28 protein-coding genes are annotated in these 21861 nt (G+C 64.0%); 15 read left to right on the top strand and 13 right to left on the bottom strand.

The annotated features are described in order from the left end of the window. Positions 1 to 5: 5 nt before the first annotated feature. Positions 6 to 1334 (bottom strand): aspartate aminotransferase family protein, encoded by a 1329-nt coding sequence (locus tag NK8_RS16635; protein WP_162067217.1) that lies wholly within the window; start codon positions 1332 to 1334, stop codon positions 6 to 8. Positions 1335 to 1489: 155 nt separating this feature from the next. Between NK8_RS16635 and NK8_RS16640 the strand changes: the two genes are divergently transcribed. Beyond that, on the top strand, positions 1490 to 2905 hold the full coding sequence (locus tag NK8_RS16640) for a PLP-dependent aminotransferase family protein (RefSeq protein WP_213230083.1): 1416 nt from the start codon (positions 1490 to 1492) through the stop codon (positions 2903 to 2905). Between the two features lie 42 nt (positions 2906 to 2947). On the opposite strand, the gene NK8_RS16645 is transcribed toward NK8_RS16640, so the two are convergent. The 9 genes from NK8_RS16645 to NK8_RS16685 all read right to left on the bottom strand — a co-directional run bounded on the left by NK8_RS16645 (position 2948) and on the right by NK8_RS16685 (position 9355). After that, a complete protein-coding gene (locus NK8_RS16645) occupies positions 2948 to 3208 on the bottom strand; it encodes a hypothetical protein (protein WP_162067219.1) in 261 nt (86 codons plus the stop codon). Positions 3209 to 3381: 173 nt separating this feature from the next. Next, positions 3382 to 3669 (bottom strand): hypothetical protein, encoded by a 288-nt coding sequence (locus NK8_RS16650; RefSeq protein ID WP_213230087.1) that lies wholly within the window; start codon positions 3667 to 3669, stop codon positions 3382 to 3384. 105 nt (positions 3670 to 3774) lie between these two features. Next, positions 3775 to 4407 (bottom strand): H-NS histone family protein, encoded by a 633-nt coding sequence (locus tag NK8_RS16655; protein ID WP_213230088.1) that lies wholly within the window; start codon positions 4405 to 4407, stop codon positions 3775 to 3777. Positions 4408 to 4439: 32 nt separating this feature from the next. After that, complete coding sequence (locus NK8_RS16660) at positions 4440 to 5228, bottom strand: class I SAM-dependent methyltransferase (RefSeq protein WP_213230089.1); 789 nt, start codon at positions 5226 to 5228, stop codon at positions 4440 to 4442. Between the two features lie 12 nt (positions 5229 to 5240). Continuing rightward, on the bottom strand, positions 5241 to 6020 hold the full coding sequence (locus NK8_RS16665) for an ABC transporter substrate-binding protein (RefSeq protein ID WP_162067223.1): 780 nt from the start codon (positions 6018 to 6020) through the stop codon (positions 5241 to 5243). A gap of 147 nt (positions 6021 to 6167) precedes the next feature. Further along, positions 6168 to 6572: an Hsp20/alpha crystallin family protein gene (locus NK8_RS16670; protein ID WP_213230090.1), complete on the bottom strand. Its 405-nt coding sequence runs from the start codon at positions 6570 to 6572 to the stop codon at positions 6168 to 6170. 13 nt (positions 6573 to 6585) lie between these two features. Next, a complete protein-coding gene (locus NK8_RS16675) occupies positions 6586 to 7020 on the bottom strand; it encodes an Hsp20/alpha crystallin family protein (protein WP_162067225.1) in 435 nt (144 codons plus the stop codon). A 203-nt stretch (positions 7021 to 7223) separates the two neighbouring features. Next, a complete protein-coding gene (locus NK8_RS16680) occupies positions 7224 to 7601 on the bottom strand; it encodes a DUF934 domain-containing protein (protein WP_213230091.1) in 378 nt (125 codons plus the stop codon). After that, positions 7598 to 9355: a nitrite/sulfite reductase gene (locus NK8_RS16685; RefSeq protein ID WP_213230092.1), complete on the bottom strand. Its 1758-nt coding sequence runs from the start codon at positions 9353 to 9355 to the stop codon at positions 7598 to 7600. The genes NK8_RS16680 and NK8_RS16685 overlap by 4 nt, the downstream gene beginning before the upstream one ends. Positions 9356 to 9565: 210 nt before the next feature. Here NK8_RS16685 and NK8_RS16690 point away from each other — a divergent pair, with 210 nt between their 5' ends. Beyond that, entirely contained in the window at positions 9566 to 9754 is a 189-nt protein-coding gene (locus NK8_RS16690; protein WP_213230093.1) for a DUF2970 domain-containing protein, read from the top strand. A 71-nt stretch (positions 9755 to 9825) separates the two neighbouring features. Then, positions 9826 to 10809: a 2-dehydropantoate 2-reductase gene (locus NK8_RS16695; protein WP_213230094.1), complete on the top strand. Its 984-nt coding sequence runs from the start codon at positions 9826 to 9828 to the stop codon at positions 10807 to 10809. A gap of 7 nt (positions 10810 to 10816) precedes the next feature. Here the strand turns inward: NK8_RS16695 and NK8_RS16700 are convergent, their stop codons facing one another. Then, a complete protein-coding gene (locus tag NK8_RS16700) occupies positions 10817 to 12022 on the bottom strand; it encodes an NAD(P)/FAD-dependent oxidoreductase (RefSeq protein WP_213230096.1) in 1206 nt (401 codons plus the stop codon). 261 nt (positions 12023 to 12283) lie between these two features. Between NK8_RS16700 and NK8_RS16705 the strand changes: the two genes are divergently transcribed. Continuing rightward, positions 12284 to 12664, top strand: coding sequence for a nucleotide pyrophosphohydrolase (locus NK8_RS16705; RefSeq protein ID WP_213230098.1), 381 nt, complete (start codon positions 12284 to 12286; stop codon positions 12662 to 12664). 73 nt (positions 12665 to 12737) lie between these two features. Continuing rightward, on the top strand, positions 12738 to 13919 hold the full coding sequence (locus NK8_RS16710) for an acyl-CoA dehydrogenase family protein (protein WP_213230100.1): 1182 nt from the start codon (positions 12738 to 12740) through the stop codon (positions 13917 to 13919). Between the two features lie 20 nt (positions 13920 to 13939). Here the strand turns inward: NK8_RS16710 and NK8_RS16715 are convergent, their stop codons facing one another. Then, positions 13940 to 14191, bottom strand: a complete 252-nt coding sequence (locus NK8_RS16715; protein ID WP_162067233.1) for a DUF4148 domain-containing protein — start codon at positions 14189 to 14191, stop codon at positions 13940 to 13942. Between the two features lie 188 nt (positions 14192 to 14379). Here NK8_RS16715 and NK8_RS16720 point away from each other — a divergent pair, with 188 nt between their 5' ends. The 5 genes from NK8_RS16720 (at position 14380) to NK8_RS16740 (ending at position 18295) form a co-directional block, all read left to right on the top strand. Next, the gene (locus NK8_RS16720) at positions 14380 to 15417 is read left to right on the top strand and encodes a M14 family zinc carboxypeptidase (RefSeq protein ID WP_162067234.1); all 1038 of its coding nucleotides are present in this window, start codon (positions 14380 to 14382) and stop codon (positions 15415 to 15417) included. Continuing rightward, positions 15414 to 16208, top strand: a complete 795-nt coding sequence (locus tag NK8_RS16725) for an alpha/beta fold hydrolase (RefSeq protein WP_213230102.1) — start codon at positions 15414 to 15416, stop codon at positions 16206 to 16208. The genes NK8_RS16720 and NK8_RS16725 overlap by 4 nt, the downstream gene beginning before the upstream one ends. Before the next feature lie 20 nt (positions 16209 to 16228). Further along, positions 16229 to 16735: a cupin domain-containing protein gene (locus NK8_RS16730; RefSeq protein WP_213230104.1), complete on the top strand. Its 507-nt coding sequence runs from the start codon at positions 16229 to 16231 to the stop codon at positions 16733 to 16735. 290 nt (positions 16736 to 17025) lie between these two features. After that, the gene (locus NK8_RS16735; protein ID WP_162067237.1) at positions 17026 to 17265 is read left to right on the top strand and encodes a hypothetical protein; all 240 of its coding nucleotides are present in this window, start codon (positions 17026 to 17028) and stop codon (positions 17263 to 17265) included. Positions 17266 to 17464: 199 nt separating this feature from the next. Then, positions 17465 to 18295: a GNAT family N-acetyltransferase gene (locus NK8_RS16740; protein WP_225936347.1), complete on the top strand. Its 831-nt coding sequence runs from the start codon at positions 17465 to 17467 to the stop codon at positions 18293 to 18295. Positions 18296 to 18312: 17 nt separating this feature from the next. On the opposite strand, the gene NK8_RS16745 is transcribed toward NK8_RS16740, so the two are convergent. After that, positions 18313 to 18507 carry a DUF1059 domain-containing protein gene (locus NK8_RS16745; protein WP_213230107.1) on the bottom strand — a complete coding sequence of 65 codons (195 nt, stop codon included), beginning with the start codon at positions 18505 to 18507 and terminating at the stop codon, positions 18313 to 18315. Positions 18508 to 18631: 124 nt separating this feature from the next. Here NK8_RS16745 and nthA point away from each other — a divergent pair, with 124 nt between their 5' ends. From nthA to NK8_RS16770, 5 genes are read left to right on the top strand one after another with little or no spacing between them, the layout of a single operon-like run. Further along, complete coding sequence (gene nthA, locus NK8_RS16750) at positions 18632 to 19279, top strand: nitrile hydratase subunit alpha (protein ID WP_213230108.1); 648 nt, start codon at positions 18632 to 18634, stop codon at positions 19277 to 19279. After that, complete coding sequence (nthB, locus tag NK8_RS16755) at positions 19276 to 19944, top strand: nitrile hydratase subunit beta (protein WP_213230109.1); 669 nt, start codon at positions 19276 to 19278, stop codon at positions 19942 to 19944. Before nthA ends, nthB begins: the two co-directional genes overlap by 4 nt. A 1-nt stretch (position 19945) precedes the next feature. Next, entirely contained in the window at positions 19946 to 20749 is an 804-nt protein-coding gene (locus NK8_RS16760) for a nitrile hydratase accessory protein (RefSeq protein WP_213230110.1), read from the top strand. A gap of 22 nt (positions 20750 to 20771) precedes the next feature. Beyond that, the gene (locus NK8_RS16765) at positions 20772 to 21158 is read left to right on the top strand and encodes a tautomerase family protein (protein WP_162067243.1); all 387 of its coding nucleotides are present in this window, start codon (positions 20772 to 20774) and stop codon (positions 21156 to 21158) included. Further along, positions 21155 to 21856 (top strand): 4'-phosphopantetheinyl transferase superfamily protein, encoded by a 702-nt coding sequence (locus NK8_RS16770; RefSeq protein WP_213230111.1) that lies wholly within the window; start codon positions 21155 to 21157, stop codon positions 21854 to 21856. Before NK8_RS16765 ends, NK8_RS16770 begins: the two co-directional genes overlap by 4 nt. Positions 21857 to 21861: the final 5 nt, after the last annotated feature.

Consider the following 21861-nt stretch of genomic DNA (forward strand, 5'->3'; position numbering starts at 1 on the left):
ACCGCTTATTTCACGCTTTCCAGCGCCTTCCTCACCGTGCCGAAGATCTGATCGATCTGATCATCTTCGATGATGAGCGGCGGCGAGAACGCGAGGATATCGCCGGTGTAACGCACGAGCACGCCCGCCTCGAAGCACTTGACGAACACCTCATACGCTCGTGCGCCCGGCGCGCCGTCGCGCGAATCCAGCTCGATGCCCGCGACGAGACCGAGATTGCGAATGTCCTTCACGTACGGCGCGTCGCGCAGCGCGTGGGCGGCGCTTTCGAATTTTTCGGCCTTCGAGGCCGCGCGCTCGAACAGCTTGTCGCGTTGATAGAGATCGAGCGTCGCGATTGCCGCGGCGGTCGCGACCGGGTGCGCCGAATACGTGTAGCCGTGGAACAGCTCGATCGCGTTGGCCGCGCCCGCGTTGACGACCGTGTCGTGCACGTTGCGATGCGCGGCGACCGCGCCCATCGGAATGGTTGCGTTGTTGATCGCCTTGGCCATCGTGATGAGGTCCGGCGTGACGCCGAAGTACTCGCTCGCCGTTGCCTTGCCCAGACGTCCGAAGCCGGTGATGACTTCATCGAAAATCAGCAGAATGCCGTACTTCGTGCAGATCTCGCGCAGCTTCTGCAGATAGCCCTGCGGCGGCACCAGCACGCCCGTGGAACCGGCCAGCGGCTCGACGATCACGGCGGCGATCGTGGACGGATCGTGCAGCGCGACGATGCGCTCCAGATCGTCGGCGAGATGATCGCCCCACGTGGGCTGCCCCTTCGTGAACGCGTTGTGCGCGAGATCGTGCGTATGCGGCAGATGATCGACCGCCGGCAACAATGCGCCCGAGAACGTCTTGCGATTCGGCGCGATCCCGCCGACCGAAATGCCGCCGAAGCCGACGCCGTGATAGCCGCGCTCGCGGCCGATCAGACGCGTGCGCTGGCCTTCGCCGCGTGCGCGATGATAGGCGAGCGCGATCTTCAGCGCCGTATCGACCGACTCCGAGCCCGAGTTGGTGAAGAAGATGCGATCGAGTCCTTCGGGCATCAGGCTGGCGACCTTGGTCGCGGCTTCGAACGCAATCGGGTGGCCCATCTGGAAGGTCGGCGCAAAGTCGAGCGTGCCGAGCGTCCTCGTCACCGCATCGACGATCTCTTCCCGGCAATGGCCTGCGTTCACGCACCACAGACCCGCCGTGCCGTCGAGCACCTCGCGGCCATCGGTCGAGCGGTAGTACATGCCTTTCGCGCTTTCGAGCAGCCTTGGTGCGGCCTTGAACTGGCGATTGGCGGTGAACGGCATCCAGAACGATGAAAGGTCGTCGATGACGGGGCGTGCATTCATGGCGGGTCTCCTCCTCGGAAAGAACGGTCACTGCACTGTATTCCTCGGCAAAATTGCACGGCATAGACAGTTGCTTCACTGCGCTGCTAACTGTGCTGGCAAAATGCTGCGAACTGTGCTGGTCAGCGCGTGGTTGTCGCGCTATTCTCGAATCCATGATCGAACTCAAGCTGGAGCGCGGCTCCCGTCAGGCGCCGACGCTCGTCGAACAACTGGTGCGCGCGTTCTCCATGGCGATCGAGGAGCAGACGCTGCGCGCGGGCGCGCTGCTGCCGTCTGTGCGGCGTCTCGCCGAAGCGGAGAGCCTCAGCACCTTCACGGTGACGGAAGCCTATGGCCGGCTCGTATCGATGGGCCTCGTCACCGCGCGGCGCGGCTCGGGTTATCGCGTGGCTTTGCGGGGGCGCAGCGAGCGGGTGCGCGCCGTCGAGTGGCAGCCGCCGAGTCTCACCGCGACCTGGCTTTTATCGGATGTATTCGCCGATCACTCCGTGCCGATCAAGTCCGGCTGCGGCTGGCTGCCGAACGAATGGATCAATGAAAGCGGCCTGCAACATGCGCTGCGCGCGGTGAGCCGCGTGCCGGCGGCGCGCATCGCGGACTACGGGCATCCGTATGGCTTCGCGCCGCTGCGCGAGCGGATCGCCGAACAGCTCGACCGTCATGGCCTGCCGGTCGATGCATCGTCCAATGTCCTGCTGACCGCGGGCGCGACGCAGGCGCTCGATCTCATCGTGCGGACGTTGCTGCGGCCGGGCGATGCGGTCGTCGTCGAAGATCCCGGCTACTGCAATCTGCTGCAGATTCTGCGGCTCGCGGGCCTGCAGGTACACGGCGTGCCGCGCACCGCGGCGGGCATCGATACGGATGTGTTCGAGCGCATCGTGATCGAGCATCGGCCGAAAGCGGTGTTTCTCAACACGACCTTGCAGAATCCGACGGGCGCGACCTTCGGCATGGCGTCCGCATTCCGTCTGATGCAGATCGCGGAGCGTCATGGCCTGTGGGTCGTCGAGGACGATGTGACGCGCGAGCTCGCGCCGCCCGGCGCGCCCTTGCTCGCGGCGATGGAGGGCTTAAGCCGCGTGCTGTACGTCGGCGGTTTCGCGAAGACGATCACGCCCGCGCTGCGTTGCGGCTATGTCGTGGCGGAGCGCGACGTGTTGCGCGAGCTGGCGCGTACGAAGATGGCCGTGGGCCTCACGTCATCGGAAGCGACGGAGCGCATCGTCGAGAAAGTGTTGACGGAAGGGCGCTATGCGCGGCACGTCGAATTCGTCGTGGAGAAGTTGAAGGATGCGCATGCGCTCGTCGAGGAACGCATGGACGCACTCGGCGTCGAGTTGTTTCGACGACCGCGCGCGGGGCTTTTCGTGTGGGGCGCGTTGCCGATCGATCCGGCAGCGGGAAGCGTGGTCGCCACGCGCGCACTGCAACACGGCGTATGGCTCGCGCCGGGTTCGTATTTCCGTCCGAATGACGCGGAAAGCAATTGCTTTCGATTCAACGTCCCGTATTCAGTGGACGATGCGCTCTGGGATTTTCTGGAACAAACAATTAAGACCAATTGAAACGGACACGATGATTGAACATCGTGTCCGCTCATTCGAAAATTATTGCGATACTTGAGAATTGACGGACGCCGAAACCTGACCGTCCTGAGTCTGCGCGGTGCGCGGAGTGGCGTTGAAATCACTGCGTCCTTGCGCGGCCTCTTCCGCCGCGAAGGTCTGCGCGCTCACGCCATGCTGCGAGGCGGGCGCACCGACATCCGGACGATAATGCGGCGCCGGACCATATCCGCTTGCAAATGCCGAACCGGCGAAAACAGAACTCAATGCAATGGCAAAGCCTACGACGAATCGCTTGTTCACGAGAATGCTCCGACGAAGATAAAGGGACATGCGGCAATCGGAAAGCGCGTTGTTTGCTACGAAACGGCCCCGACATGTGAACGCAGTCTATAAGTCCTTCGCCGATTTTTAATCCCACCAAATGTCAATTGAGTTTTCGTCGATCTCAAACAATGGGATGACGCCGCGCGCGATCAGATCACGGCTTCGCGCCGCTTTGTCCGTCGCGACACCGCGAGATGCGCTCGCAAGTGTTCGCAGACGTCTTTTCGACGCACCGGATTGAGCGGATCGCATAGACGAATCGTCAGCGTGGAGGCTTGCTCGTCGCGTCCGGGCGCTTCCCACAGCACGACGGTAAAGGTGCCGTCGGAAACCTGCACGACCTGGAATCGCGCCAGATCGATATGAGTCAGTTCGTGGGATTCGATCGAATGATGCATGATGTCCTCGACGTTCTCGGCATGTGCGTCGATAGTCACGCAAGCATTGTGCCGATGCCGAAGCGCCTCGCAGGTGCGCGGCTTTCGCTCGCGCACCCATGTCGATTCTTTCGCGCTTTCATGCAAAAACGGCAAGGCTGTGCCTTACGTGGATGCCTCGTCGGTCGTCGTTGGCGTCGATATAATCGGCGCGGACTCCGGCACGGACACGGTTGCGGCTTTCGTTGCGCGTTTGCGCGGCGCGCTGCGCTTCGCCGCTGGCTTGGCCGTGGCGCCGGTTTTCTTCGCTGCAGGTATCGCCGCTTTTTTCTTCGCGGCCGGCGCGGACTTCTTCGCCGGTGCCGCCTTCTTCGCCACGGCCTTTTTGGCCGCCGCTTTCTTGGCCGCCGGCTTCGGTTTGGCCGCGCTCGGCGCACCTTCGGCATCGATCAGAAACTTGCTGCGATCCTTCACGTTCGCGATCCACGCAGGCGGCCGCGCCCAGCCGCTCCACGTTTCGCCCGTCTTGGGATTGCGGTACTTCGCGGGCAGCTTGCCTTTCTTCGCGAGCTTCGTCATCGCCTGATGGCGGCCCGCCGGCGCCGGATAGGCGACCTGCGGCTTCGCGGCGCGCTTGGCCTTCTTGCCGTGCCGTTCGATATCGTCAGTCGTGAGGCCGTGCCTTTCCATCATCGCGCGGATATCGTTGAGCACGGCTTGCGCGCGATCCGCGATCAGGCTTTCGGCCTGTGCGCGCAGTTTCTTCAACCTGGCCTGCATCTGTTTGAGCGTCGCCATCGCCGTCTCCTTTTTTGTCGACGAACTTCACTTCATTGCCTGATCGCGACGAACGCCGCGGTCTCGTAAGGCACGGTCACTTCGCGTTTGCCGCTCAGTTCGGGTTCTGCATCGATCAGCTTGCGCACGTCTTCATCGATGGCGGCGCGCGCGGCTTCGGGCAACGACGCGATGAAGCTCGTCGAGCGCACGCGATGCACGATCACGTCTTCGGGCGCGCCCGTGTGCCCGAGCGAGAAATGCGTTTCGACGAGCGGACCGAAGCCTTCATGCGGAAACGCATCGCGCCATGCGCCGGAGTAATAGCGCGGCGTATCGCCTTCGTATCGGTTGACGATGGCGTCGAGCTTCGCGACCCACGGCACGCGCGCATCGCGCAGATTCCATACGAGCCCGAGCCGTCCGCCCGGCTTCAGCACGCGATGAATCTCATCGAGCGCCGCGCGGCTCGCGAACCAGTGAAACGACTGGGCGCACACGAGGGCATCGACCGATGCGTCCGCGAGCGGTATCGATTGCGCCGTGCCCGCGAGCGCCTCGACACCGGGCAGGGCGGCGGCGAGTTTCGCGCGCATCGAATCGACCGGCTCGATCGCGATCACGCGCGCGCCCGTCTGCACGAGACGCGGCGTGAACTTGCCGGTGCCCGCGCCGAGATCGACGACGCTCGCGCCCGGCTTCAACCCGAGCGTATCGGCGAGCCAGCCCGCGAGTTGCGGCGGATAATCGGGCCGCCCGCGTACGTAGCTGTCGGCGTTGGCCGTGTAGCCTTGCGCGGCTGCGCGATGCACAGCGGATTCGTCGTTCGCGGGCTGCGTCATGGCTATAACTCGTTACTCGCCGTAGATATCGAAGTCGAAATACTTCTGCTCGATGCGCTTGTACGTGCCGTCCTTGATCATCGCGGCGATGGCGCCGTCGAGTTTCTCTTTCAGGTCGGTGTCTTCCTTGCGCAGGCCGATGGCCGTGCCGGGTCCGAAGATCGCGCTGTCTTCGAGCGCGCCGCCTGCGAAGCCGTAGGGCTTGCCGCGCGGCGTGTCGAGAAAGCCGCGCTCGGCCTGCACGGCGTTTTGCAGAGAGGCGTCGAGCCGGCCAGCGAGCAGGTCCTGATAGACCTGATCCTGATCCGCATACGATACGACCTTCACGCCCTGCGCGCCCCAGTGGACCTTCGCATAGGTTTCCTGCATCGAACCCTGTTCGACGCCGACCGTCTTGCCCGCGAGCGCTTGCGCCGTCGGCTGGATGCTCGAATCGCGCTTCGCGACGAGCCGCGTGGGTACGTGGAAGAGCTTGCTGGAGAAGGCGATCTGCTTGACGCGCGCGGGCGTCATCGACATCGTGGAGAGCACGCCGTCGAACTTGCGCGACTTGAGTCCCGGAATCATGCCGTCGAATGCGTTTTCCACCCACACGCATTTCGCGTTGAGACGCCGGCACAGTTCGTTGCCGACGTCGATGTCGAAGCCGACCAGCGTGCCGTCGGGTGCTTTCGATTCGAAAGGCGGATAACTTGCATCGACACCGAAGCGGATCGTCGACCATTCCTTTGCATGCGCTCCGATCGATACGGTCAGCATCGAACCCAACAACACCGTCAACAGCCTCTTCACGATAGTCCCTTCAATCTATGAGTTATGAATATGGGCGGCACGAGCCGCCGTTGAAGATTATAGAAGGCGGGAATTGGGCGCAATAAAAAACGGCCGCGAAAGAGTCGCGGCCGTTCGAACAGAACCGATTTGAATTGCTTGTGGCGCTTAGCCCGCCCGCACGTCGACACGACGCGGACGCGCTTCCTCGCGACGCGGAATCGTGAGCTTGAGCACACCGTTGGTGAGATTGGCATCGATCTTCGTCGTGTCGAAGTCGTCGCTCACTGTGAAGGCGCGTGCGAAACGCGGCGCGCGCAATTCGGCGTGATGCACGCGAACGGCGCCCTGCACGGGCAATTGCGCTTCGGCTTCGATGGTGAGGCGCGCATCGTGCACTTTCACGTCGAGCTTCTCGCGCGGCACGCCGGGAAGATCGGCCCACAGCGTGATGCAGTGGCTGTCCTCGACGATATCGACCGCGGGCGTCACCGTCGGGCGGCGCGTCGTGTCTTCGTTCTTGCGCGTCACTTCGTTCGTGTCCTTGGCTGCGACTTGCGTGTTGTCGGTCATGATGTGCTCTCGCTTACTGAATGTTGATCGCGCGCGGCTTCGACGCTTCGCGCTTGCCGATGGTGATGGACAGCGTGCCGTTTTCGTAACGCGCTTCGACCTTGTCGGTATCGGCGTTCTGCGGCAGCTCGATCACGCGACGAAAACCGCCGGCGAAACGCTCTTTCGCATAGCTTCGCGTGCCTTGCGCGACGGCTTGCTGCTTGCGCTCGCCGCTGATGGTGAGCGTGCCCTTGTCGACGGTGACATCGAGCGAAGAAGGCTCGACACCGGGCGCGAACGCGACGACGTGAATCGCATCGTCAGTGCTGCCGATATTCAGGCGAGGGAACGCATCCGCACGGCTCGAACGAATGCTGGAAGGAAGATTGCCGAACAGCGAGGACACCTGCCGCTGCACGCGGTCCAGTTCCGAGAAAACGTCGCCGCCAAAATAAAAGTCGCTCATGGTCCAGTCTCCGATAATGCGGCCAACGAGGCCGGCAGCAGGAAGTTGAAACGACAGCGCGGGGTGTCGCTGCCTATGCATCCAAGGTAGGTGCGAAGGCTATCGTTTCAATACCGGAGCGCTATGTTTCCAGTGCGATTTATTTTCTCGGGGCGGGGCTTGAAAGGCGTCGAAGAGGGCTTATATCGGTTCGAATGGGCGGTTCAGTGTGACGCCAGATCACCCTGATAATAACCAGCGAAACGCGCGAACTGCCGTTGGGCATCCGCGACGTCCATCCCGTCTTTCAGCACCGCGCTCGAAAACCCGGTTCGCGCTATCTGCACGAGCTGATCGATCAGCACATCGCCGGTCGCGCGAAGATCTCCCGCGAAACCCAGACGCTTGCGCAGCAGATAAGCCTGGCTGTACGCGCGGCCATCGGTGAAATGCGGAAAATGTAATTCGATGCGATCGAGTGCTGCCAGCTGATCCTTCAGCGTGTGCGGATCGGCGTCGTTCGCGAGGATCGCGACGCGTTCGTTCGTATCCGCGTCATGATCCTGCTGCGTGAGAATGCACATGCCTCGAATCTCGTTCATGCCGTCACCTCATCATTCGCACGGGCTGCGTTTGCGGCAAGCTTGAACGGTTCGATCCCCAGGCGTCGCACCGTATCGATGAAGCGCTCATGATGCTCGCGCGCGTCGCTATATGTCGTCATGATCGCCTCGATGACGTCGGGCACTTCCGCCGCGCTGAACGACGGCCCGATCACCTTGCCCGGCTGCGCCGCGCCGCTCGCCGCGCTGCCGTCCGATCCGCCGAGCGTGACCTGATACCACTCGCGCCCGTCCTTGTCGACGCCCAGCACGCCGATATGTCCGCTGTGATGATGCCCGCATGAGTTGATGCAGCCGCTGATATGCAGATCGATTGGGCCGATGTCGTCGAGTTCGTCGAGATCCTGATAGCGCTCTGAGATGGCTTGCGCCACCGGCAGAGAACGCGCATTGGCGAGCGCGCAGAAATCGCCGCCGGGGCACGCGATCATGTCGGTGAGAAGATGCACGTTCGCGCTCGCCAGGCCCGCATCGCGCGCCGCCTGCCACAGCGCGAAGAGTTCGCTTGCGCGCACCCACGGCAGCACGATGTTCTGCGTGTGCGTGACACGCGCTTCGCCCGCCGAGAAGCGATCGGCGAGATCCGCGACGATGTCGAGTTGATCGGCGCTCGCGTCACCCGGCGACTGGAGCAGACGCTTGAACGACAGCGTCACGATGCGCAACGCGGGGTCTCGGTGCTGTGCGACGTTGCGTTGCAGCCAGCGCGCAAAAAGCGGATGCGCGTCCGGTACGACGCCATCGGACGTCGCAGGTGAAGCGTGCAATGCCGGCGGCACGAACGACGCGCTCACGCGCTCCAGTTCCGCTTGCGAAATGAGGTGCGGCGCGCCGTCATGCTCGACGATCTGCCGGAATTCCTCGTTGACGTCATCGATATAGCGCTGGCCTTCGGCCTTCATCAGGATCTTGATGCGCGCCTTGTACTTGTTGTCGCGGCGGCCGTAGCGGTTGTACACGCGCACGATCGCCTCGATGTAATTCATGATGTGCGGCCACGGCAGGAATTCGCGCATCAGCGTGGCGATCACCGGCGTGCGTCCCATGCCGCCGCCCGCGCTCACGCGAAAGCCGAGCGCGCCGCTTTCGTCGCGCACGAGTTGCAGGCCGACGTCATGCCACGCGGTCGCTGCGCGATCCTCGCTCGCGCCTGTGATCGCGATCTTGAACTTGCGCGGCAGGAACGCGAACTCGGGATGCAGCGTCGTCCATTGACGCATGATCTCGGCAAACGGACGCGGGTCGGCCACTTCATCGGGCGCGACGCCCGCACGTTCATCGCAGGAAATGTTGCGGATGCAATTGCCGCTCGTCTGGATGCCGTGCATGTCGACGGTCGCGAGCAGGTCCATCACGTCCGCGGACTTATCGAGCGGGATCCAGTTGAACTGGACGTTGGTGCGCGTCGTGAAGTGCGCGCAATGGGTCGGCAGCCGCTGCGTGCCGAGCTTGCCTTGCGCCTCGCTCGCCGCGCGGTAGACCTCGGGATCGGGGTCGTCGTATTCACGCGCGATGCGCGCGAGCACCCGCAACTGCGCGCTCGACAGTTCGCCGTAGGGCACGGCCACGCGCAGCATCGGCGCATGACGCTGCACGTACCAGCCGTTTTGCAGGCGCAGCGGGCGGAACGCGTCTTCGCTCAGACGGCCGTCCTGCCAGCGTTCGAGCTGATCACGAAATTGCGCGGCACGGCTCTTCACGAATGCCTTGTCGAACTCGGTGTATCGGTACATGGAAGTGGCGACGTAGCGGAGAGAGGGCCAACGATAGAGCGCGAACGGCACCCCGACAAGCAGCAGTTGCGATGATTTCGACGGTAGCAGCGAACCCCGCGCCTCCTTCTGCTACAGCCAAATACACCACAACTGCTGCTGTTTTTCGCCCGCCGCCGCGCTCATCATGGACGCGTAAAAGAACCGTTCACCGACGCAAAGGAGCCGCTCATGGAACTCTTGAAGATGATTCGCATCGTGCTTTGGAGTTTTTTCGGCGTGCGCAAGCGCGCGTCGCACAACGCCGACTTCGCGCAGGTAAAGCTGCCGCTCTTGCCGGTCATCGCGGTGACGCTCGCGGGCGCGTTCGGATTGACGCTGCTGGCGGTCGCGAAGCTCGCCACGGGCATCGCGCACTGAATTTGCGACGCGCGCCGCGTCCCGCTCTTACAATGATGACCGGATGATCGACATCAGCGAGGTTCGGGACGATGAAAGTATGCGTATATGGCGCGGGCGCCATCGGCGGATGGATCGGCGTGAAGCTCGCGCAGGCGGGCTGCGATGTCACCGTGATCGCGCGCGGCGCGACGCTCGACGCGTTGAAGCAAGACGGTCTGCGACTCGTCGAGAAGGATGCGACGCACACCGTGAAGGTTGCGGCAAGTGCGGAACCCGCCGATCTCGGCGCGCAGGATCTCGTGGTCGTCGCGGTCAAAGCGCCCGCGATGGAATCGGTCGCCGCGCACATCGCGCCGCTGCTTGGCGGTGAAACCACCGTGCTGACCGCGATGAACGGCGTGCCCTGGTGGTTCTGCGACGGCCTCGGCGCGCCGTTCACGGGCAGGCGCCTTACATCGGTCGATCCGCATGGCGCGATCGCGGCCGCGATTCCGGGCGCGCAGACGGTCGGCTGCGTCGTGCATGCGAGCTGCTTCGTCGAAGCGCCGGGCGTCATCCGGCATCATCAGGGCAAGGGCCTGATTCTCGGCGAGGCGACGGGTGCGCCGACCGCACGCACCGAATCGCTCGTGTCGCTTTTCTCGAAGGCGGGCTTCGACGCCACGCTCTCGCAGCAGATTCAACGCGACGTATGGTTCAAGCTATGGGGCAACATGACGATGAACCCCATCAGTGCGATCACCGGCGCCACCACCGACCGCATCTTGAGCGACGACCTCGTGCGCGGTTTCGTGACGAACGTGATGCTGGAGGCGAAGGACATCGGCGCGCGCTTCGGCGTTCCGATCGAGCAGCAGCCGGAAGACCGTCACGCGGTGACGCTCAAGCTCGGCGCGATGAAAACGTCGATGCTGCAGGACGTCCAGGCGGGCAAGGCAGTTGAGCTCGACGCGCTGGTCGCGTCGGTGCGCGAGCTGGGCACGATGACCGGCGTGCCGACGCCGTTCACCGATGCCCTGCTCGGACTCGCGCGCCTGCATGCGCGCGTGCTGGGTCTCTATCCGGCGGCCTGAATCCGCTTCAAGCGACGACGATACGCAGCGGGTCCGCGGCAGCGAACGCCTCGGCCCGCGCCGCGCTCGGCGGATAGATCCACTCGGTGTTGATGCGCGTCTTCAATTCCTTCGCCTGCGCCCCCGACATCTTCACCTCGCGCTCCCAGCCTTCCGTATAGACCGCGCCCCACGGGCCGAGATCGAGACATGTCACGTATTTCGGCTGGCTATACGGAATCGGCGCAACGCCCAGCAAATCCGCTGCAACGTTATGGCCCGCCGAGCGGCCGAGGTTCATCGCGTGCTGGCAGGACATCATCGCGTGATTGCCTTCGTCGTCGGTGGCGGCGTAGGCGACATCGCCCGTTGCGTAGACCGTATCGACGCCCAGCACGCGCAGATTGCGATCCACATGCAGGCGGCCCAGCGCGTCGCGCTCGGCGGGAATCTGCGCGGTCAGCGCGTTCGCGCGCACGCCGGCGGTCCAGATGACCGTGCTCGCTTCGATGCGCTCGCCGTCGGACGTGGTGAGCCCGTTGGCATCGACGGACGTCACCGCCGCGCCGAGCCGCCATTGCACGCCGAGCGATTCGAGCGCCTCGACGATGACCGGTCGCGGACCGGCTCCCAGGTCCGGCCCGATCTCCTTGTTGCGCTCCACGATGATGACGCGCACATCTGCGTTCTCTCCGAGCGCCGCGCGCAGCCGCGCCGGCATTTCCGCGGCCGTTTCGATGCCCGTGAATCCGCCGCCCGCGATGACCACCGTGTTGCGCGCAGGGGTATCCGGCCGCGTCGCGAGATTCCTGATATGCGCTTCGAGCGCGGCGGCTTCTTCGACCTGATCCACGCTGAACGTGTGTTGCGCGAGCCCCGGAATCTGCGGACGGAACAGCCGGCTGCCGGTGGCCAGAACGAGACGGTCGTAGTTCAGCGTCGACGGCGTGCCGTCCGTGCCGAGCACGTCGACCTCGTTGTGTTCGACGTGAATGCGCGAAACCGTACCCTGAATGAAGCGCACACCCGTGGATGCAAAGATGTCCAGCAGCGGCGCCTTCATGCGCGCGGCGTTTTCTTCGTAAAGGCGCGGACGCACATGCAGATGCGGCTCCGGCGCGATCAGCACGACTTCGATATCCGTCCTGCCGTGTTGATCGATGAGACGCGCTGCGGAAAGGGCGCTCCACATGCCGGCGAAGCCGGCTCCAACTACCAGAATACGCTTGGACATCTCGATGCTCCTTGGAATTCGATATGGGATCGCTCGACGGACGTTCGTCGTCGCCATTGCTTAACTGCGATTCTATGAGTCGTAGTTAAGAAGAGCAAGAAGTTTACGATGTGCCGCACACAATGTCTCGAATTCGCGGATTCCGGACGGAAGGATGCGAATTCTGGACATCTGGGATAAGACGGAGCGTAGTTCGAATCGGAAGAGGAATGGAACCAGACATCGCGTTAAGCTACGCAACGAACCGTCAGAGGAAAGCTCATGGAGCAACAGAATCAGCAGGAAGGCGCAAGCGAACTGATCCAGATGCGCGACATGCTGCGCGAGTTCGTGCGCGAGCGCGACTGGAGCCGCTTTCATTCACCGAAGAATCTGGCCGCGGCGCTTTCCGTCGAGGCGAGCGAACTGCTGGAGCCGTTCATGTGGCTCGAAACCGGCGACAGGACGGAACTCGACGAAACCAGACTGCGTGCCATCAGTCACGAGATGGCGGACGTGCTCGCGTATCTGGTGATGCTGGCGGATTCGCTCGACGTCGATCTGCACCGCGCGCTGATCGAAAAGATGGCGCTGAACCGGTCGAAGTATCCGGCGCACAAGGTAAAGGGCGATGCGCGCAAATACACCGAATACGACGAGTAAGCAAAGCCACTGGCGCGCGATGCGCTCGCGCGGTTAAGCTTGCCGTTCAACCCGTTCCCTTAGAGGATTGCCGATGGACTTTTCGCTTTCGCCGGAGTTGACCGAACTGCAGGCGCGCGTGCGCGCTTTCATCGCCGAGGAGATCGTGCCTTTCGAGCGTGATCCGCGTTGCACGCCGCACGGTCCGAACGAGGCGCTGCGCGCCGAACTGATCGCGAAAGGACGCAAGGCGGGCTTGCTGTCGAGTCACGTTTCGCCGGAGTTCGGCGGTCTCGGCCTGAATCACGTCGCGAAGGCGATCCTGTTCGAGGAAGCCGGCTATTCGCCGCTCGGCCCGGTCGCGCTGAACATCGCCGCGCCAGACGAAGGGAACATGCATCTGCTCGAAGCGATCGCCACGCCGCAGCAGAAGGAACGCTGGCTGCGTCCGCTCGCGGCGGGCGACATCCGCTCGTGCTTCTGCATGACCGAGCCGCCGCCGGGCGCGGGCGCCGATCCCGCGATGCTGCAGACCACCGCCGTGCCCGATGGCGACGAATACGTGATCGATGGCCGCAAATGGTTCATCACGGGCGCGGACGGCGCGTCGGTCGCGATCATCATGGCAAAGTTCGTCGACGGACCCGCGACCATGTTCCTCGCCGACATGACGAGTCCAGGCATCGTCATCGAACGCGCGATGGATTCGCTCGACACGTGCTTTCCCGGCGGCCACGGCGTTGTGCGCTTCGAGGGCTTGCGCGTGCCGAAGGAAAACGTGCTCGGCGAGCCGGGCGAAGGCTTCCGCTACGCGCAAGTGCGGCTATCGCCCGCGCGTCTCACGCACTGCATGCGCTGGCTCGGCGCCGCGCGACGCGCGCACGATATCGCCACTGCGTATGCGCGAGAACGTCAGGCGTTCGGCCGCGCGCTGGGCGAGCACGAAGGCGTCGGCTTCATGCTCGCGGACAACGAAATGGATCTGCACGTCACGCGCCTCGCCATCTGGCATTGCGCGTGGGTGCTCGATCAAGGCGTGCTCGGCAAACACGAGTCGAGCATCGCGAAAGTGGTGTCGTCGGAGGCGCTGTGGCGTGTCGTCGACCGCTCGGTGCAGATGCTCGGCGGCCAGGGCGTCACGCATGAAACCGTCGTCGCGCGGATTTTCGCGGACATGCGTGCATTCCGGATCTACGACGGTCCGTCGGAAGTGCATCGCTGGAGCATCGCACGGCGGATCCTGCGCGCGGACAAAACGCGCGCAGGATCCGCCTGACGAATGCTCCGATTACCGGCTCACTGCACGGTAATCTCGCCGCGAGCCTGTCGCTGCGCGATGATGCGGCTCGCGCGCAGCGCGTTGTCCGGATAGTTCAGCCAGTCGTTCGGATCGTAGCCCGCCGAGCGCCATAGTAGAAAATCCTGCCGGACTTGCGCGCGGGTTTTGGGCGCGTTCGGATCGCTGGGCGATGCCTGCGGTTGTGCGAACGCGGAAGCCGCGCAGCACAATGCAAGCGCGCCGAGAATGATACGGGGAGTGGTTGTCATGACGAATACCTCATACCGTGCAGCACGGTCATCTCATTCTAGGTGACAGAACGCAAAACAGCAGGAGACGTTTTCGGCTGGAGCGCATATCGCATGCCATGTGCCGTGTACTGACGTTGCGCCCTATACTCGACTGTCCCGGGCGAGGCGTCCCGGGATTGCGAATACGACAAAAAAAGGCCGCGGTCATGAGCCCTTCGAGCATTGCCATCACCAGCAGTTTTCCCGAAATGGACGAACTGAACGCGATTCGCGTCGCGGGCGGCGCGCGTCTCGCGTGGCGCACGATCGGCGAAGTGCAGGCGCGCCAGCATGCGTTTCCGCTTTTGACCGCATCGATCGGCTCGGACGATCCGCAAGCGCCCGCGATCGGCTTTTTCGGCGGCGTGCATGGGCTCGAATGCATCGGCACGCAACTCGTGCTCGAGTACATGCGCGCGCTGTTGCGCCGCCTCGAATGGGACGACACGCTGCATCAACAATTGCGCGCGATCCACCTCATCTTCATGCCGATCGTGAATCCCGGCGGCATGTTCGCGCGCACCCGCGCGAATCCGAACGGCGTCGACCTGATGCGCAACGCGCCGCAAAGCGCGGAAGGGCGCGTGCCGTTTCTCGCGGGCGGGCAGCGCATCGGCCCGTGGCTGCCGTGGTATCGCGGGCCCGTCGATGGCCGCATGGAAACCGAGAGCGCGGCGCTGCTGTCGGTGGTCGAGGAGCAGTTGATGTCCCGTCCGCTGAGCTTCGCGCTCGACTGCCATTCGGGATTCGGCTGGGACGACAGCATCTGGTTTCCCTATGCGCGCACCGAGCGGCAAATGGCGCATCTGCCAGAAATGTATCTGCTGAAGACGATGTTCGAGGAGTCGTATCCGCATCACGGCTATGCATTCGAACCGCAGAGCCATCAATATCTGTTGCACGGCGATCTGTGGGACTTCGCGTATGACCGCTCGCGCGCACCGAACATCTTTCTGCCGATGACGCTCGAACTCGGCTCGTGGCGCTGGATTCGCAAGAATCCGATGCAGCTGTTCTCGCGCCTCGGCATCTTCAATCCGATCAAGGCGCACCGCACGCGGCGCGTGCTGAGGCGTCATCCGAACTTCTTCGATTTCCTCACGCGCGCCGCGTTTTCGTCGCGCCGCTGGCTGCCTGCCGGAGAATTTCGCGAGGACCTGTTGCGGCGCGCGCGCGAACACTGGCGCCGCGCGGGCGCATCATGAGCGATTGGATTTTTCTGCGCGGCCTTACACGCGAAGCGCGCCACTGGGGCGCGTTCGACGCCGCGTTCATCGCGCACAGGCTGGTCGATACGGGCGAGCGTCTCGTCTGCATCGATCTGCCGGGCAATGGCATCGAACGTTCCGATGCCGCGCCGCAATCCGTCGTCGCGATGATGAACCTCGTGCGCGCCCGTGCCGCCGCGCTGAACCTGCGCCTGCCGTGCCGCGTACTCGCGATGTCGCTCGGCGCGATGGTCGCGACCGCATGGGTCACGCATCATCCCGATGAGATCGAGCGGCTGGTGCTGATCAATACGAGCATGCGTCCGTTCGCGCGCGTGCGCGAGCGCCTGCGTCCCGCGGCATGGCCGATGCTCGCGAGGATCGCGATGTACTGGACTCAACCGGAGCGATGCGAAGCGCTGATTCATCGCCTGACCTGCAATCGCGATGACATGCGCGATGCGGACATCGCGCAATGGGCGGCGCTACGGCGCACGCATGGCGCGAGCGCGGCGAATGCGTTGCGGCAACTCCTGGCGGCAGCGCATTTTCGCGCGGGCCGCGAGGCGCCGCGCTGTCCGGTGTTGCTGCTGTCGTCGGCGGCCGACCGGATGGTCGATCCGGTGTGCTCCGTGCGTATCGCGCGACAATGGCGCGCGGCGCACGCGGTGCATCCGTGGGCCGGCCACGATCTGCCGCACGACGATGCGGACTGGACATGCAACGCGATCGCCGCATGGCTCGCGGAACACGAACGCAAGCGTGACATTCGAGTGACAAACGCATGACACCGATAGCGACATCCACCATGAAACCGCCCATCATCAATCTCGATGTAATCGATCCGCAACCGCTGCCCCCCGAATTCGCGCCGACAGGCGCCGCCGCCGAACGCTATGCGCCACGTATCGCGCGCATCGGCGCCATGCTCGGCGCGAAGAAGCTGGGCTATAGCCTGATCGTGCTCGAACCGGGCAAACGGGCGTTTCCGTTTCATCATCATCGCGTGAACGAGGAGATGCTCTTCGTCATCGAAGGCGAGGGCGAAGTACGCATCGGCGAGGAGTCGCATGCGATCCGCGCGGGCGATGTGATCGCCTGTCCGCCGGGCGATGCAGCAACGGCGCATCAGATCGTCAATACGGGTGCGCAATCGTTGCGCTACCTGGCTGTCAGCACGATGCAGTCGCCCGAAGTGGTCGAGTATCCCGATACGGGCCGTCAGGCCGTGCTCGTCGCCGAAGAACCCGGCGTGAAAGGCTTGCGCGCCGTGTTTCGCGCGAGCGATTCACTCGGCTACTGGGATGGCGAATGAAGCGGGCATGAACATGTCAGGTAACGGTCGTTGCTGACATCTCGCGTCTATTGCGCGTAACAACGACGACTTTCCTGTTAATTCTTGTGACTCCCGTGCCATTCGCACCACGCCTAGGGAAACCTCGTGTTGCAACGCAGCATCGCATTGCGTATGCTGTCCTTGGCGGGTACGTCCAAGCATTCATGCAACGGCGCATCCATACAAATATTCAAGCGCCGGTAGCAGGGAGTGTCTCATCGGGCGGCGCCGGTAAGCGTGACGGGCGTTTGCTCGAAGGAGCCGCATTTATGGAACTGACCACATCGTCGAAACCGGCGCTGCACGTCTTTCATCAGGAAGGCGGGTGGCATTGGGGCATCACTGTCGAACGCGCAGCGGGCGGCGGCATGAAGGTCGTCGCGTATAGCGACGATGGCTTCGAATCCGAAGAAGAAGCCCGCGAGGACGGCGAGCAGGTGTTGCGCTCGGAAGACTGGCGCTCGCGCCAGAGCTTCAGCCGCGGCGAGCGGCGTCAGGGCTATTCCTGATCGGGACGGCGCCCATCCGTCCCGATCTTCCTCCGCAGTTCTTCTCCCCTCGTTGTTCCCACCCATCGCAGCACCTTTCCCCTGCACCAGAAACGCGCGACACTGAACGCATTCGCATTTCGACAAGGCGCTTTCCATGTCGTCCGTTCCGTGTCCGTCCTACGCGATTCCCGATGACCCTCGCTTCGCCGTGCGCCGCATGATGCCGCGCGATGTCGACGTCGCGCTTTCGTGGGCTGCGACCGAAGGATGGAACCCCGGCCTCGACGATGCCCGCGCTTTCTTTGCCGCCGATCCACACGGCTTCTTCGTCGGCACCTGGGATGACGCGCCGATCGGCTGCATCTCGGCGGTCGCGTATGGCGACGCGTTCGGTTTCATCGGGCTCTATATCGTGTGTCCGGAATGGCGCGGCAAGGGCTTCGGCATGCGTCTGTGGAACCACGGCATGGCGTATCTCGGCGCACGCAACGTCGGGCTGGACGGCGTGCTGGCGCAGCAGCCCAACTATCGAAAATCAGGCTTCGTGCTGGCGTATCGCAATGTGCGCTACGAAGGCGTCGCGTCTTCGGACGAAGAACCTGTCGACGGCGTGAAAATCGTCGACGCGCTCGAGATTCCCTTCGAACGTATGCTCGATTACGACACGCGCATGTTCGCCTGCGAGCGCGCCGCTTTCCTGCGCGCGTGGCTGGCGCAGCCGCCTGCGAGCGCGCGCGCACTCGTCGCGCTCGATGGCGACGCGCTGTGCGGATTCGGCGCGATCCGGCGCTGCGGCACGGGCCACAAAATCGGTCCGCTCTTCGCCGACGATCTGTCCGCCGCGCGCTCGCTGTTCCGCGCGCTCGTGTCGGTTCTGCCGGGCGAAACCGTGTATCTCGACGTGCCCGAAAGCAATCCCGCGGCTGTCGCGCTCGCCGTCGAGCATTCGATGCAAAGCGTCTTCGAAACGGCGCGCATGTACACGCGAGCGGCGCCGGACGTGCCGCTTGCGAATATCTTCGGCGTGACGACTTTCGAGCTAGGCTGACCGCGCAAATGCGGCAATCAGGCCGGCGGCGTGCCGTCGTGGAAGAGGGTCTTCAGTTGCGAGCGCAGTTCGGGCGAGTCGGTGTGCTGATGCACGGCGACCGCATGCTGCACGGCCGCTTCCATCAGCTCGTCCTCGCTGTCCGCGCACAGCGCGACGCTGCACTTCACATCGCTCGGGCACTCGCGGCAATCGATATATTTGCGTGTCATGGCATCCTCCTCACATGAGACGCTGATCCAAGTATAGGCGGCGCGCGAGCGGGTCGTGACGGCGTTTGCACGCGCGCGCACACTCCGGTAACGTGTGACGTCTGTGCCATTCGCGAGCCCGCTCATGAGCCACGATCATCCCCATCATCACGATCACGATCACGCCGGCAGCGCGCTGCCGGAGATGGATCTGCGCGTGCGCGCGCTCGAATCGCTGCTGATCGAGAAAGGTTATATCGACCGCCAGGCGCTCGATGTGTTCGTTCAAACGTACGAGCACAAGGTCGGGCCGCGCAATGGCGCGCGTGTCGTCGCGAAGGCGTGGCGCGATCCGGCGTTTCGCGCGTGGCTCCTCGACGACGCCACCGCCGCGATCGCATCGCTCGGTTTCAGCGGGCGGCAAGGCGAGCACATGGTCGCGCTCGAGAACACGGAGAACGTACATAACATGGTCGTGTGCACGCTGTGCTCGTGCTATCCGTGGTCGGTGCTCGGGCTGCCGCCCGTCTGGTACAAGTCGGCGCCGTATCGCTCGCGCGCGGTGATCGATCCGCGCGGCGTGCTGAAGGACTTCGGCGTCGAATTGCCCGCGCAGGTCGAATTGCGCGTGTGGGATTCGACCGCCGAAGTCCGCTACCTCGTCGTGCCGAAGCGTCCCGCCGGCACGGATCATTTCGACGAAGACGCACTCGCCGACCTCGTCACGCGCGATTCGATGATCGGCACGGGCCTCGCGGTTTCGCCATCGCAGGCGATGGGAGCATCGGCATGAACGCGGCGCACGACATGGGCGGAATGCAGGCGTTCGGTCCCGTCGAGATCGACGCGTGCGACGCGCCGGGCGCATCGCCTTTTCATGCGGACTGGGAGCGGCGCGTGCTGGCCGTCACGCTCGCGATGGGCGCAACGGGTCAATGGAATATCGACACCTCGCGCGCGGCGCGCGAGAGCCTGCCGCCCGCGCAATATCTCGGCAGCAGCTATTACGAAATCTGGTTCGAGGGCTTGAAGAAGCTCCTGATGGCGAAAGGACTCGCAAGCGCCGATGAAATCGCGAGCGGCCATTCGCAAGCCGCCGCGAAGCCTGACGTGCGCGTGCTGAAGGCTGCGGACGTGAGCGCGGCGCTGTTGCGCGGCTCGCCGGTCGAGCGTCCGGCGACATCGCCCGCGCGTTTTGCCGTCGGCGATGAAGTTCGCACGAAGCTGATGAATCCACCGACGCACACGCGTCTGCCGCGCTATTGCCGGGGCAAGGCGGGGCGTATCGTCGCGGTGCGGGGCACGCATGTGTTTCCCGATGAAAACGCGCTCGGCCACGGCGAGCATCCGCACTGGCTCTACACAGTGCGTTTCGATGCGACTGAACTCTGGGGACCGGACACGACGGCGTCGTCGGTGTGTGTCGATTGCTGGGAGCCGTATCTCGATGCAGCGTGACATGACCCCGAACGACCCGAAGCCGAAGCTGCACGAACTGCGCGCCGCCTTGCCCGAACTGCCTTTCGACGATGACGGCCCGGTATTCCGCGAGCCGTGGGAAGCGCAGGCTTTCGCGATGACGCTCGCGCTGTACGAGCGCGGCGTGTTCACGTGGAAGGAGTGGGCGCACGCGCTGAGCGTGGCGATCAGGGACGCGCAGGCATCCGGCGATCCCGATCACGGCGACACTTACTACACGCACTGGCTGAGCGCGCTGGAACGGCTCACGACGGAGAAGGGCTGCGTGAGCATCGAGACGCTCGCGCAGAGGCGAGTCGAATGGGACGAGGCCGCGCGCGCCACGCCGCACGGCCAGCCGATCGAACTCGGACGCACGCACGGACTGCCCGCCGCGACGCTCGATGCGTATCGCACCGCGATCTACCGGATCGAAGCGCAGCCGGTCATCGACATGAGGATCGGCGTGGCGAATAGCGCGGTGGCGTCGCTGCTTGCGGAACACGAGGTCGAGAGCGCTGTGTTCGTCACGGCGTTCAATCCGTTCGGTCATGTGCTCGCGCCCGAAGAAAACGCGGCGCGGCAGCGCAAGCTGATCGAGCGCGTCGGACAGTTGGGGCTGCGCGCGCTGCGCGGCGAGGGCCTCGATCCGATGAACATCTGGCTGGCCGAAGCGAGTCTCTTCGTGCCAGGCGCAACGCACGCGAGCGCCGATGCGCTGATGAAGGAATTCGGGCAGAACGCCGTCGTGTACGTCGATCGCGCGGGCTTGCCGCAATTGCTGCTGCATCCGGAACATCGTTGAAACCATCTATGAGGAGAAGCTCATGCCGCTCGTTCGAATCGATCTGCAGAAAGGCAAGGACAGCGCGTATCGCGCCACCATCGGCGACGTGGTCTACGAGGCGATGCGCGCGACGCTCGACGTGCCCGAGAACGACCGCTTTCAGATCGTCGCTGAACATGGCGCGACGGATTTCATCATCGACCGCACGTATCTCGGCATCAACCGCACCGACGATTGCGTCGTGATCCAGGTCACGCTCAACGAAGGCCGCGATCTCGCCAAGAAAAGCGCGTTCTACAAGGCCATCGCCGATGGTCTGCACGAGCGCCTAAAGCTGCGCCGCGAGGACGTGTTCATCAGCCTCGTCGAAGTGAAGAAGGAGAACTGGTCCTTCGGCAACGGCGAGGCCCAGTACGCGCCCAAATGACCGAAACGACGATTCCCTTCGACCTCCGGCCCATCCCGCTTCCCGCCGATGCGCCCGGCGACGTGCGCGTGTGGCGGATCGATTTCGATTTCGCCATGCCGCTCGACCACGCGGCGTACGCCGTGATGAACGCTAGCGAGCGCGCGCGCGCCGCGCGCTTTCTGCGTCACGCGGACGCCGCCCGTTTCGCCTCCGTGCGCTGCGCGCTGCGCCATGTGCTGGCCATCGAGACGGGTCAAGATGCCGCGAGCCTCGTGCTGGACGCCGACGAAAGAGGCAGGCCGTTCCTTGCCCATCCGGACACGCCGGACTTCAACGTGTCCCATTCGGGCGATCATGGCCTGATCGCGGTGTCGCGGGCGAGGCGCGTGGGCGTCGATATCGAGGAGGCACGCGCGACGTTCCATTGGCGCGAACTGGCGCCCGCCGTGCTCGCGGACATCGACCGCGAGGAAATCGAAGCAATGGCCGACGACGTCGCCAGAATCGGCGCATTCTTCGACTGCTGGACGGCCAAGGAAGCGGTGCTGAAGGCGCACGGCCACGGCATCGGCGGCGGTGCGATCACGATGAGCGGTTTTTCGGTTCTGCCGCGCGATGGCATTCGCTATGCGATCACGCGCGAAGCAGGCGCATTTGACGTTATCGCAGTCGACGCGCCTTCGGGATACGCCGCCGCGCTCGCGTGGTCATATTGATGCGG

This window comes from Caballeronia sp. NK8, from assembly GCF_018408855.1.
GTDB lineage: Bacteria > Pseudomonadota > Gammaproteobacteria > Burkholderiales > Burkholderiaceae > Caballeronia.